Genomic DNA, 12,835 nt, shown 5'->3' with positions numbered 1-12,835 from the left:
AATCGCACGCCATGACTCACAACACGCTGGCCCCCTTCACGCTCGCCCATCTGTCCGATCCGCATCTAGCGCCCTTGCCGAAACCGCGGCTGATCGAGCTCGCCGGCAAGCGCGTGCTCGGCTACGTCAACTGGACGCGCAACCGCCACAAGTACCAGCGCCGCGAGGTGCTCGATGCGCTGGTCGCCGACATGAAGGCACAGGCGCCCGACCACATCGCGGTGACGGGCGATCTCGTCAACCTCGCGCTGGAAGCCGAGTTCGCCCCTGCCCGCGCCTGGCTCGAGGGCGTCGGCCCGCCCGACCGCGTCACCACGATTCCCGGCAATCACGACGCCTATGTCCGCGCCACCTCGCATCGCTTCGGCGAGACGTTTGCGCCCTATCTTGCCGGCGACGACGGCGGCATCGGCTTTCCATCCGTGCGCCGGCGCGGGCCGCTCGCGCTGATCAGCCTGTCCACGGCGGTGCCGACCCTGCCGCTGATGGCCCTGGGCACGCTCGGGCGCGATCAACTCGACTCTCTTGCAGCAATGCTCGAACGGCTCGCGGCCGAGGACGTCTTCCGCGTGCTGCTGGTGCACCATCCCCTGAAGTCCGATGCGCGGCAGAAGCGGATGACAGATTCGGCGGCGCTGCTGGCGCTGCTCAAGCGCCACGGCGTCGAACTGATCCTGCACGGGCACGACCACATTCATTCGACGATGTGGTTCGAGGGTCCCAACGGCAACATTCCCGCGCTCGGCGTGCCCTCGGCCTCCGCGCTCGCGCACGGGCGCTACCCGGCCGCGGCCTACAACCTTTTCACGATCGAGAAGGACAATGCCGGCTGGCGCTGCGAGCAGACGGTGCGGAGCCTTGGGGCTGGGTTTCAGATTGGACAGATCAAGCATGTAAGGTTGATTTAGACCCGATGTCATTCCGGGGCATGCGAAGCATGAACCCGGAATCGATCGGTCCGCAGCACGTGACGATGAATGGATTCCCGGTTCGCGCGCCCCGAATGACGACTGAGAAAAATTCACCAGCTCTGCAGAGCCGCCAGTACGGCGAGGCCGAACAAGGCGGCGGCGCCGAGCACGAAGCCGAACACGAACGGCCACAGGCGCGAGCGGCGCGGCGGCGGCGCGACCGCGGGCTTCGGTTCGGGCGGGACCACCATCGCATGCTCGCGCTCGACCATGCGGCGCGCGACATAGTCGGTGACGGCCTCGACGATCACAGTGGTGTCGTGCGATTCGGCGAGCACGATGCGGCCAAAGCGGGTGTCCTGGACGAAGCGGTACATCCGCTTGTCGCGCCCCATCACGATGTGGGCGACGACGTCGATCCAGAGTCTGGGCGTATCGCCCTGGCTGATGCCGCGGTCGAACAGGTCGATCCTGTCAGGCACCTGCGCGAACAGGGGATCGAGCGCGTCGTTGAGGATCTCGAGCCGCGCCACCTCGGCGTCCCTGAGATCGACGACGACGCCGGTCCGGTCGGCGGCCTCGATCCGCGCGCGCAGCAGCGCATCGCGCAGCCGCACCGGCCGTGGCTGGCCGGGATGGGTCCCGCTGGTCTCGGGCTCTGACATTGTCGGCCTCGTCCTCGACTTTCCTCCATTAACCTATCAGCAACCACGAGGCCCGCAAAGGGTCCATAATTCCAGAGACTTACGGCACCCACAGGCGATTGACCTGTGCCAAAAACAGACGATCCCACCCAGGCAGAGCCTGGATGGGACCATCCGTCCTTGGACGTCTTCTTAATTCAGGTCAGCAGCTAGCCCTTTAGGCCGAGACGCGCGACGGTTCTTCCACGATGGAGAAGCGGACGCCGGCCTTGTGGCGGTTCTCTTCCGAGACCGTGCGCCAGGCGTCCTCGGCCTCCTTGCGGGTCTTGAACGGACCCTGCACCTGGGCAGAGCCTTCCACGAGCTTGTGGAAGTTCATCGAACCGAACTCGCCGCCGATCACCCAGAAATTGCTGCCTTTGGTCATTGTCAGTCTCCTGTCCAATAGCGTGCTGCGTTAGCCGAACTGGTTCATCGTGTTGTGGGCGCCGCCCGCCTTCAGGGCTGCCTCGCCGGCGAAGTATTCCTTGTGGTCGTCGCCGATGTCGGAGCCGGCCATGTTCTGGTGCTTGGCGCAGGCGATGCCCTGACGGATCTCGGCGCGCTGGACGTTCTTGACGTAGCCGAGCATGCCCTGGTCGCCGAAATATTCCTTCGCCAGATTGTCGGTCGAGAGCGCCGCCGTGTGATAGGTCGGCAACGTGATCAGGTGATGGAAGATGCCGGCACGCTTGGCCGAATCCGCCTGGAAGGTGCGAATGCGCTCGTCGGCTTCCTGCGCCAGCGGCGTATCGTCGTATTCCGGCTTCATCAGCTCGGCACGGTTGTACTTGCTGACGTCCTTGCCGGCTTCCTTCATCGCGTCGTAGACCTGCCAACGGAAGTTCAGCGTCCAGTTGAAGGACGGCGAGTTGTTGTAGGCCAGCTTCGCGTTCGGAATGACCTTGCGGATGCGATCGACCATCTTGGCAATCTGCTCGATATGCGGCTTCTCGGTCTCGATCCAGAGCAGGTCGGCGCCGTTCTGCAGCGAGGTGATGCTGTCGAGCACGCAGCGGTCTTCGCCGGTGCCCGGGCGGAACTGATAAAGATTGGAGGGCAGCCGCTTCGGACGCATCATCTTCCCGTTGCGGTTGATGATGACGTCGCCATTGCGGGCGTTCTCCGCGGTGATTTCCTCGCAATCGAGGAAGCTGTTGTACTGGTCGCCGATGTCACCGGGCTTGTGGCTGACGGCGATCTGCTGCGTCAGGCCGGCGCCGAGCGAGTCGGTGCGGGTCACGATGACACCGTCTTCGACGCCGAGCTCGAGGAAGGCGTGGCGGCAGGCGCGGATCTTCGCGATGAACACTTCGTGCGGAACGGTGACCTTGCCGTCCTGGTGACCGCACTGCTTCTCGTCGGAGACCTGGTTCTCGATCTGCAGCGCGCAGGCGCCCGCTTCGATCATCTTCTTGGCGAGCAGGTAGGTCGCCTCGGCGTTGCCGAAACCGGCGTCGATGTCGGCGATGACGGGGACGACATGGGTCTGGAAGTTGTCGATCTTCTCGATCAACTCTTTCTCGCGGGTCGTGTCGCCTTCCTTGCGCGCCTTGTCGAGCAGGCGGAAGATGTCATTGAGCTCGCGCGAGTCGGCCTGACGCAGGAAGGTGTAGAGCTCCTCGATCAGCGCCGGCACCGAAGTCTTCTCGTGCATCGACTGGTCGGGCAGCGGGCCGAACTCGGAGCGCAGCGCCGCGATCATCCAGCCCGAGAGATACAGATAGGTGCGATCGGTCTTGCCGCCGAAGTGCTTCTTGACCGAGATCAGCTTCTGCTGGGCGATGAAACCGTGCCAGCAGCCCAGCGACTGGGTGTACTTGGTGGGGTCCTTGTCATAGGCGGCCATGTCCGCCCGCATCAAGGCCGCGGTGTAGCGGGCGACGTCGAGACCGGTCCTGAAGCGGTTCTGCAGGCGCATGCGTGCGACGGCCTCGGCCGTCACCCCGTTCCAGGTCGGCTGGGTCTTGAGGAGCGCCTGGGCCGCCTCGACCTCGTTCTGATACGAACCCGGGCCCTGAAGGGTGCTGATGCCGCGCGGCTGGTAGTTCATGTGCCTGATCCTTTCGCTGACGATGGCGATTGTTGCCATCGACATTCTTGACAGTGCATTGCGAGATGCGTGTCAGGAGCTAAACGCGAAAACAGAAACTTCGTATAGATGGCTTGTTTTTTATTGGTGATGTCATGTAACATCAGAACATGTAACAGATGTTATTTTGTAAAGTTTGTAAAAATTATAGGTCAGCTAAACTGTCCTTAATGCGCACGGAGTCCTGAGACATGTCCGCCAATTCCGGCAAGAAACTCTTCGTCGGCCCGCGGTTCCGCAGAATCCGGCAGCAATTGGGGCTGTCGCAGACCCAAATCGCCGAGGGGCTCGGAATCTCGCCGAGCTATGTCAACCTGATCGAGCGCAACCAGCGCCCGGTGACGGCGCAGATCCTGCTCCGGCTGGCCGAGACCTATGACCTCGATTTGCGCGACCTCGCCACCGCCGATGAGGACCGCTTCTTCGCCGAGCTCAACGAGATCTTCTCCGATCCGCTGTTCCGCCAGATCGACGTGCCCAAGCAGGAGCTGCGCGACCTCGCCGAGCTCTGCCCCGGCGTTACCCATGCGCTGCAGCGGCTCTACGCCGCCTATACCGAGGCACGCCAGGGCGAGACGCTGGCGGCGGCGCAGATGGCCGACCGTGACGTCGGCACGCGCTATGAGGCCAATCCGGTCGAGCGCGTGCGCGAGCTGATCGAGGCCAATCGCAATTACTTTCCGGAGCTGGAGCAGGCCGCGGAAAATCTGCGCGACGAGCTGAACGTGCCGGCTGAAGGGCTCTATGCCGCGCTCGTGGAGCGCCTGCGCGAAAAGCATTCAATCCAGACCCGCATCATGCCCGTCGACGTGATGCGCGAGACGCTCCGGCGTTTCGACCGCCACCGCCGTCAGCTGCTGATCTCGGAACTGGTCGATCCGCCCGGCCGCGCGTTCCAGCTCGCGTTCCAGCTGGGCCTCGGCGAATGCGCGCAAGCGCTCGAGACCATCATCGGCCGCGCCGGCCCGCTCGACGATGCGCCGCGGCGGCTGTTCCGCATCACGCTCGGCAATTATTTTGCGGCGGCCGTGATGATGCCCTACCCCGCGTTCCTCGCCGCGGCCGAGGCGCTGAATTACGACATCCACGTGCTGGCGCAGCGCTTCAATTCCGGCTTCGAGCAGGTCTGCCACCGGCTCACTACTTTGCAGCGGCCGAACGCGCGCGGCATTCCGTTCTTCCTCTTGCGCGTCGACAATGCCGGCAACGTCTCCAAGCGCTTCTCCTCCGGCACCTTCCCGTTCTCGAAATTCGGCGGCACCTGTCCGCTGTGGAACGTGCACTCGACCTTCGACACGCCCGACCGCCTGCTCAAGCAGGTGATCGAGCTGTCCGACGGCACGCGCTATTTCTCGATCGCGCAGATGGTCCGCCGCCCCGTCGCGCCGCACCCGCTGCCGCAACCGCGCTTCGCCATCGGGCTCGGCTGCGAGATCCGTCACGCCGCGCGCCTGACCTACGCCGCCGGCGTCGACCTGGAGAAAACCGAAGGCACGCCGATCGGCGTCAACTGCCGCCTTTGCGAGCGCGAAAACTGCGCCCAGCGCGCCGAGCCGCCGATCACGCGCACGCTGATTTTGGACGAGACGACACGGCGGGTGTCGAGCTTCGCGTTCTCGAATGCGCGGGAGTTGTGAGGCCGGACGCTCTCGTGTCCCGGACGCGCTGCAGCGCTCTTGCGCTGCTGCGCAGAGCCGGGACCCAGCGAGCCGCACTACATGGGCCCCGGCTCTGCAGCGCACCGCCGAAGAGGCGCTGCGCTGCGTCCGGGGCACGAGATTACGCCAGCGTATGCACGATCACCGGCCCCGCAGCCGCGCTCGCATGCCCCGCAAGCAACGGCCCGAGATCCTTCTCGATCCAGGCGATCGCGCGCCGGTTCGCCTCCTCCGCCTGCTCGAACTTGTCGAAGATCGAGATCGCGGTCACCGTGTCGTCGCCGGCATAGACGACGTAATAGGCACGGAAACCGTCGACGTCGCTGATGATCGGAACTGCGCCGTCCTTGATGCGGCGCGCCAGCTCTTCCGCGCTCCCGCTTTTCGCCTTGGCCTGACGGATGGCGGCATACATGGCATCCTCCATTTCCGGCTGTCTGGATTGTCGGGCTCGGTGCCCGGTGCTGGATGTTACGCCGAAGCCCGCCGCCAATCCACGCTTGGTTAATCCGGCACTAATCCGCCCTCGCGATCTGCAACCAACGGTTAAGCACGCCTCAACATCGCTGCCCTAGTCTCGCCGCACTCACTTTTCGCAAACGGCGAAGGCCTATTCTGCCGGGCGAAGTGACATCAGGGGGTTCATCATGCGCATTGCGTTGCTGCTGACCGCAACCATTGTCGGCGCGCTCTTCGCCAATCCATCCCAAGCCGGATCGCTCGATGCCGATGCAGCGCAGTCGCTGCCGCCGGGCTTCCAGAGCTATCGCGGCTACATGTTCGACCTGTCGGAGAACTCCGACCGCAAGGATGTCGACAAGCTCACCGACAATCTGAAGAGCCAGATCGACGCGGTCGAGGCGGCCGGCCTGTCGCCGCGCGTGCTGCGCTTCTTCCGCACCGTGCCGATCATCGCCAGCGAGCTCGCCTGCCTCGACGAAGGCGCCGCCACCGCCTGCTACGGTCGCGTCGCCCCCAACGTCGAACGCCGCGTGCCGCGGACGCTGACGGTCTGGGACCACGACAAGCAGCGCTGGACCAATCCGAACGCCGTCGACCTCGCGGTCGATTCGGGCCTCGGCGTGATCATGCTGCGGCCGGACATGATGCGCTACGAAAAGGAGGCCGTGCTGCTGCATGAGCTCCTGCACGCCTATCACGCGCGGCTGTTGCCGGACGGCTACGCCAACAAGGGCGTAATCGCCTACTTCGCCCTCGCCAAGTCCAAGGATTTACTCCCCAAGGAATCCTATGCCTTGAAGAACCCCATGGAGTTCTTTGCCGTGACCGCCAGCATCTTCCTGGCCGGAAAGAGCGAATTCCACGATCCGAAGTCGCGCGAGACGCTCAAGGAGAAGATGCCGGACTATTACAAATACCTGGTCGGCGTGTTCGGCTTCGACCCGGAGCCGGCGGCGGCAAACGGCCCGGTCGCCTCGCTGAAGTGAGGCGAACGTAGAGCTGCCTCAGCCAGATCAACCAAAGAGCCGCGCGAAATGCGCGGCTTTTTTGTTTTGCAGGCCGGAAGCTGCGGATGACGTCCAGGCGGGAATTGCCAAGGCGGGGCCCGATCTGCATAGTCCCGCCCGCATCGAGACCCATTTTTCGAAGAGGATAGAACAACATGGCGGACGCCGACCTGGATGTCGTGATCCGGCAACTGGCCAGACAGCTGCATACGGGCCTGATGACCCGCGCCAAGGAGCGGCGGGATCGCTTCAACGGCCTGGCGGCCAAGGCCAAGGGCAAGGAGACCGGCGATCGCTTCAAGATGATGGCCAAGGCCACCATGGAGCAGGCCACTGCCGCCGCCAAGCGCCTGCAGATGTCCGCCGACAACGTCGCCGACAGCTACGCGCGGTCAATGCGGCTTGCCGCCAGTACCCCGGTGGCGGCGAAGGTCGAGAAGCAGGCGAAGGAGAAGCCGGCAAAGAAGGCCGCGAAGGCAAAGAAGGCCAAAGCCAAGAAGGCGAAGTAGGCGGATGAGGAGTATCCCTCCGCACAATCAGCGCCGTAGGGTGGGTAAAGCGAAGCGTGCCCACGCGTCTGTTGCCGTATTGTAGAGATCGTGGGCACGGCGCAAGGGCGCCTTTGCCCACCCTACGATTCCAGGATTCGGTGGATAGAGCCCCCTCACTGCCTCGGCACTGACACCTGCGTCGGCTCGGCGCTGGCGAGTTCGGCGAGCCTGGCGCGCGCGGCTTCGCGGGTGCGACCGTCCTTGCCGGCCGGCAGCGCCAGCGCAGCCTCGAAATCGGCGCGCGCATCGTCGGCCTGGCCACGGGCGAGGAACGCCAGGCCACGGTCGAGGCGGGCCTGGGCGTCCGAGGGGTCGAGGCGAACCGCCGTGTTGTAGCTCAGAATCGCGCGGTCGAGATCGCCCGTGGCGGCGAGCGCGAGACCGCGCTGGTGATAGGGCGCAGCGCGCTTGGGATCATGCGCGATCGCCTCGTCATAGTCGGCGATGGCGAGTTCGAGATCGCCGTTCTGACGGCGCGCGAGCGCGCGGTCGCGATAGAGCGAGGCGCGGTTGGGATTGAGGTGAATGGCCTCGTCGAAATCGGCGACCGCCCGCCTGAAGTCGCCATGGCGCAGCGCGATCCGTCCGCGCCCCTCATAGGCAAAGGCGATCAGCGAGCCGCGCAGCGGCGAGAAGCCGATCACGGCCGAGCAGATGTCGGGATCGTCCTCGTCGCCGCAATTGACGACCATGTGCGTGGACAAGCCGACGAGCACGCACAGGACGATCAGCAATGGTACGGCAGCTCTGGTCATCTTCGACGGTGGCCGGCAGCGAGCCGGTCACGCATCCCCTTTCGAAGGAAGTGTCTCGCCCGGGTCTTAACACCGGCTCCGACGATCCTGTGTGCGCCAGGTCACAAAGCCGACCGCAAATTGCCGCAGGTTCCATATCAGCCCCAGGGACCACGCGAGGACGAGCGCCCCCATGGGCCGCGCGGCGGATAGTTCTCGTTGGCGCCAACCGACGGCGCCGGCCGCGTGCCGAGCTCGGCCGCGAGCTGCTGAAGCGCCGCGATGCGGTTCTGCGTCGAGGGATGGGTGGCGAACAGATTGTCCACGCCATGGCCCGACAGCGGATTGATGATGAACATGTGCGCGGTCGCGGGGTTTCGCTCGGCCTCATAGTTCGGCACCTGATGCGCGGCGCCCTCGATCTTCACCAGCGCGGAAGCCAGCCACATCGGCTGCCCCGCGATGCGCGCACCGAGATTGTCCGCGGCATATTCGCGGGTGCGGCTGATCGCCATCTGCACCAGCATGGCGCCGAGCGGGGCGAGGATCATCATCAGGATCGAGCCGACGATGCCGAGACCATTGTTGTTCTCGCGGTTGCCGCCGAAGAACATGCCGAACTGCGCCAGCATGGAGATCGCACCGGCGATGGTCGCAGTGATCGTCATCAGCAGCGTGTCGTGATTCTTGATATGGGCGAGCTCGTGCGCGATCACGCCGGCGAGCTCCTCGCGGCTGAGCTGGCGCATCAGGCCGGTGGTGACGGCGACGGCGGCGTTTTGCGGGTTGCGGCCGGTCGCGAACGCGTTGGGCTGCACCTCATCCATCAGGAACACGCGCGGCATCGGCAAGCCTGCCCGGCCCGCAAGTTCCGCGACCAGCCCGACCAGCTCCGGCGCGGTCGAACGATCGACCTCATGGGCGCCGTACATGCTGAGCACCATGCGATCGGAGTTCCAGTAGGTGAAGAGATTCGTTGCCGCGGCAATGACAAGCGCGATCATGGCGCCGGAGGCACCGCCGATCAGATAGCCGACGCCCATGAACAGGGCGGTGAGGCCTGCGAGCAGCATTGCGGTACGAAAATAGTTCATGGCCGTCTCCCAAGGCGGCCGCGGGCGAACCTCTGGCCGGCACCCCGGAGGTATGAAGGCTGCCTGCTACCGCAAGGTTCGTGCGTCGCCCGGCCGCACATTCCATCGTGGCGTCAGCCTTTCCCGCGCCGCTAAAGCTTGAGCGGGATTTGCGCAAAAACACCCGCAGACGTTTAGCAACCTGGAAAGCGCAATCGCGGCTTAATTCGTGGTAACCGGGCACGCCGCGCGGTCGCGGCGCATTGACCGGTTCCGTTGGCACCCCGTCAGCAAGGTGACCGTCATGATGGACCGCTCGAGCGCCGCCTCCGTCGACCCCGCATCTGCTCCCTCCCCTCACGACGCCAAGATTGACGCCAAGATCGACACGAGGACTGACGCGAAGGGATTGCAGGAGGCGCTGTATGAGCAGATGTTCGCCAATGACGAGCCCGGCCCCGCGCCCGATGCGCAGACACAGCCGGAAACGCAGCGGCGCTGGCCACATCTGAGGCGCGGCGCGAAGATCGCGATCGGACTTGCCCTCATCGCCATTTTCGGCTGGCTGCCGCTGCGCGCGGTCTGGGAGTATTCAAGCGTCGAGGCCGTGTTGAATTCCCGCCTCGTCACCCTGCGCACGCCGATCGGCGGCCGTGTGGCAGCCGCGCAGCGCTTGACCGATCAGGCCAGGCTCGACGCCGGGACCGTGGTCCTGCGCGTGGTCAACCCGCGCGGCGATCGCACCCGGCTCGACGATCTCCGGCGGCAGAAATCGCGCCTGGAGAACGAGCGGCCCAGCCTTGCCGCCAAGCTTGCCTCGGCCCAGGCAGCGCAAAAGGACCTGGCGCGGCAGGCGACGCAATTCCGCGACGGGCGCGTGCTCCAGCTCGAGGCCCGGATCGCCGAGATCCAGACCTCGATCGAGGCCGCCGCAGCGCGGCGGGAGGAAGCCAGTGCCGCGGTCGACCGCGCATCCTCGCTGGCGAAATCCGGCAATGTCTCGACCGTCGAGCTGGCACGGCTGACGCGCGAGCTCTCCGTGTCGCAGCAGACCGAGCTCGGTGCGCGCAAGCGGTTGGACGCGGCCAAGGTCGAGCTTGCCGCGGCACGGAACGGCTCCTTCCTCGGCGACAGCTACAACGACCGGCCGAGCTCGGTGCAGCGCGAGGAAGAGATGCGCCAGCGTGCCGGCGACCTCGACGCCGACCTCGCACGCGCCGACACCGAGATCGCCTGGCTCGCCAGCGAGATCATCACCGAAGAGATTCGCTTCGCCGATCTGTCCGAAGCCAACATCACGACGCCCGTCGCAGGGCGCGTCTGGGAGATGATGACCTCGCCGGGCGAGGACGTACAGGCCGGCCAGCCCCTGCTGAAGGTGCTCGATTGCAGCAGCGCCGTCATCACCGCGAACGTCACCGAGAACGTCTACAACCGTTTGCAGCTCGGCGACCACGCCACCTTCGAGCCGAACGACGGCGGTGCGCCGATCTCCGGCACCGTGGTCAACCTGACCGGCGCCGCCGGTGCGCCCGCCAATCTCGCCATCAATCCCGACGCGCTGAGCAAGGAGCCCTATCGCGTGACCGTTGCGCTCGGTGATGGCGCTGCCCACGCCTGCACGGTGGGACGCACCGGCCGCGTGGTGTTTGCAAGGCAAGAGACCGCGCCGTGACGACGGCGCTGACACCCGGCCTGATTGCGCTCGGCGCCTTCATGGCGATCGTGCCGCTGCTCAGGCGCGACAGCACGATGGCACGCTCGTTCCTGGCCATCGTGTCAGTCGTTTTCCTGCTCCGCTATCTCCATTGGCGCGTCACAGCGACTCTCCCGCCGCCGCATCTGACCGCGGATGCCGTGATCGGCTATCCCTTCATGCTGCTGGAAGCGGCCTCGCTCGTCGCGGTCAGTTTGTCTCTGCTGTTCCTGAGCCGAACAATCGATCGTTCCAGATCAGCCAGGATCGACAGCCGCGCCTTCGATCCCGGCGCGCCGCTGATCGACGTCTTCATCTGCACCTACAACGAGGAACGATCGATTCTCGAGCGCACGATCATCGGCGCGACCGGCATGACGTACGGCAACTACCGCGTCTGGGTGCTCGACGACGGCCGACGGCCCTGGCTGCGGCGACTCGCGGGTGAACTCGGCTGCCATTATCTCACGCGGCCCGACAACCATCACGCCAAGGCCGGCAATATCAATCATGCGCTCCGACATGTCGGTGCGATGCCGAAGCCGCCGCAATTCGTGGCGATCCTCGATGCGGACTTCGTGCCGCGGCCCGACTTCCTGGCGCGGACCATCTCGCTCATGGACGATGCTTCGGTCGGGGTGGTGCAGACGCCGCAGCACTTCATCAATCCCGACCCGATCCAGAGCAACCTTGCTGCAACCGACGTTTGGCCGGACGAGCAACGCTTCTTCTTCGACATCCTGCTGCCGGCGAAGGACGCCTGGGGCGTCGCATTCTGCTGCGGCACCTCATCGCTCATTCGCTACGACGGACTGATGCTGATCGGCGGCTTTCCGACCGATTCCGTTACGGAAGACTATCTCGTCACCCTTCGCCTCAAGGAACGCGGCCTCAGCACGATCTATCTCAACGAGCGGCTGACGATCGGGCTCGCGCCGGAAGGGTTGAAGGAGTACATCACCCAGCGCGCCCGCTGGTGCCTCGGCTTGATGCAAATCGTGCGCGGCCGCAGCGGACCGCTGTCGAGGGAGTCGAAGCTCTCCTTCATCGACCGACTCTCGCTGGTCGATGCTTTTATGAGCTGGTCCGCGGTCTACACGTCGAAGGTGGCGGGCCTCGTGGTGCCCTGGCTGTTCCTGCTGTTCGGCATCAAGGCGGTCCGGGCCGACCTGAGCGAGCTGCTCCAATTCTTTCTGCCGTTCTATGTCTGGCACAGCCTCAGCATGGCCTGGCTGTCGCACGGCCGCTCGCTGGCCATGATGACGGACGTGTCGCAACTCATCGCCGCGCCCGCAGTGCTGAAGGCGGTGGCAACCGGTCTGCTGAAGCCGAAAGGACACAAGTTCAAGGTCACGGCGAAAGGCGGGGACCGGGACAGGAGATTTGTCGAATGGCCGCTGCTGCGGCTCTATGGCACCGCGCTTCTCGTCACGCTCGCAGCCATCGCCTATGCCTTCATCCTGCACCTGCGCGGCGAGAACATCGCCTACGGCGGGCTGGCCCTGACCTGGAGCCTCTACAACGCATTCATCCTCACCGTGGTCTGCTTCGTCTGCATCGAGCAGCCGCGCAAGCGCAAGGCGGAGCGCTTTGATCGCAATGAGACGGTGCTGCTGCGCCAGCACGGCAAGTGGCATCTCGCGCGGCTCGCCGACATCTCGATCACCGGCGCGCGCCTGATCGATCCCGATCCGCCGCACCCCGGCAGCGCGATCGAATGCCGGATCTATGGCCGCCCGATCGCCGCGGTCGTGGTGCGGCGGACCGCGGATGGATTCGCGGTGCGTTTCGAGGAAGGCATGGATACACGCGTGCATGCGATCAGGGCGTTCTATGCCGGCGAGTATGTTCGCGCCTATCAGGGCGTCAGGGCGCTCCCGGTCGGGAAAGCGCTGCTGATGCGGCTGTTCGGCTAGGCCCGCATCCACTCGCATTCCATATGCTGGCATGGCACGGAAAGGATGGCCT

12 protein-coding genes are annotated in these 12,835 nt (G+C 65.1%); 6 read left to right on the top strand and 6 right to left on the bottom strand.

Annotated features, from left to right (window positions below):
* The first annotated feature begins 26 nt into the window (after positions 1-26).
* Entirely contained in the window at positions 27-908 is an 882-nt protein-coding gene (locus RAD10_RS25600) for a metallophosphoesterase family protein (protein WP_461619753.1), read from the top strand.
* A 113-nt stretch (positions 909-1,021) separates the two neighbouring features.
* Here the strand turns inward: RAD10_RS25600 and RAD10_RS25595 are convergent, their stop codons facing one another.
* The 3 genes from RAD10_RS25595 to RAD10_RS25585 form a co-directional block, all read right to left on the bottom strand.
* On the bottom strand, positions 1,022-1,576 hold the full coding sequence (locus RAD10_RS25595; protein ID WP_461619671.1) for a hypothetical protein: 555 nt from the start codon (positions 1,574-1,576) through the stop codon (positions 1,022-1,024).
* 196 nt (positions 1,577-1,772) lie between these two features.
* Positions 1,773-1,982, bottom strand: a complete 210-nt coding sequence (locus RAD10_RS25590) for a DUF4170 domain-containing protein (RefSeq protein WP_018323282.1) — start codon at positions 1,980-1,982, stop codon at positions 1,773-1,775.
* Between the two features lie 30 nt (positions 1,983-2,012).
* Positions 2,013-3,647 (bottom strand): isocitrate lyase, encoded by a 1,635-nt coding sequence (locus tag RAD10_RS25585; RefSeq protein WP_461619752.1) that lies wholly within the window; start codon positions 3,645-3,647, stop codon positions 2,013-2,015.
* 230 nt (positions 3,648-3,877) lie between these two features.
* Between RAD10_RS25585 and RAD10_RS25580 the strand changes: the two genes are divergently transcribed.
* Positions 3,878-5,323: a helix-turn-helix domain-containing protein gene (locus RAD10_RS25580; protein ID WP_461619670.1), complete on the top strand. Its 1,446-nt coding sequence runs from the start codon at positions 3,878-3,880 to the stop codon at positions 5,321-5,323.
* A gap of 142 nt (positions 5,324-5,465) precedes the next feature.
* On the opposite strand, the gene RAD10_RS25575 is transcribed toward RAD10_RS25580, so the two are convergent.
* On the bottom strand, positions 5,466-5,759 hold the full coding sequence (locus RAD10_RS25575) for an antibiotic biosynthesis monooxygenase (RefSeq protein WP_014497428.1): 294 nt from the start codon (positions 5,757-5,759) through the stop codon (positions 5,466-5,468).
* Between the two features lie 232 nt (positions 5,760-5,991).
* Here RAD10_RS25575 and RAD10_RS25570 point away from each other — a divergent pair, with 232 nt between their 5' ends.
* Positions 5,992-6,792, top strand: coding sequence for a hypothetical protein (locus tag RAD10_RS25570; RefSeq protein ID WP_026202904.1), 801 nt, complete (start codon positions 5,992-5,994; stop codon positions 6,790-6,792).
* A gap of 176 nt (positions 6,793-6,968) precedes the next feature.
* Positions 6,969-7,322, top strand: coding sequence for a hypothetical protein (locus tag RAD10_RS25565; protein ID WP_461619669.1), 354 nt, complete (start codon positions 6,969-6,971; stop codon positions 7,320-7,322).
* A gap of 155 nt (positions 7,323-7,477) precedes the next feature.
* Here RAD10_RS25565 and RAD10_RS25560 read toward each other — a convergent pair whose 3' ends face one another.
* Together RAD10_RS25560 and htpX are read right to left on the bottom strand one after the other, a co-directional pair.
* Entirely contained in the window at positions 7,478-8,119 is a 642-nt protein-coding gene (locus tag RAD10_RS25560; protein ID WP_018323277.1) for a tetratricopeptide repeat protein, read from the bottom strand.
* A gap of 137 nt (positions 8,120-8,256) precedes the next feature.
* Positions 8,257-9,192, bottom strand: a complete 936-nt coding sequence (htpX, locus tag RAD10_RS25555) for a zinc metalloprotease HtpX (protein WP_461619668.1) — start codon at positions 9,190-9,192, stop codon at positions 8,257-8,259.
* A gap of 283 nt (positions 9,193-9,475) precedes the next feature.
* Here htpX and RAD10_RS25550 point away from each other — a divergent pair, with 283 nt between their 5' ends.
* Together RAD10_RS25550 and RAD10_RS25545 are read left to right on the top strand one after the other, a co-directional pair.
* Positions 9,476-10,846 (top strand): HlyD family secretion protein, encoded by a 1,371-nt coding sequence (locus RAD10_RS25550; RefSeq protein ID WP_461619667.1) that lies wholly within the window; start codon positions 9,476-9,478, stop codon positions 10,844-10,846.
* On the top strand, positions 10,843-12,783 hold the full coding sequence (locus RAD10_RS25545; protein WP_461619666.1) for a glycosyltransferase: 1,941 nt from the start codon (positions 10,843-10,845) through the stop codon (positions 12,781-12,783). The genes RAD10_RS25550 and RAD10_RS25545 overlap by 4 nt, the downstream gene beginning before the upstream one ends.
* Positions 12,784-12,835: the final 52 nt, after the last annotated feature.

Source organism: Bradyrhizobium sp. 23AC (assembly GCF_054863025.1).
Note: the sequence above shows the minus strand (reverse complement) of the source record. Positions and strands in the feature narration are given on the sequence as shown.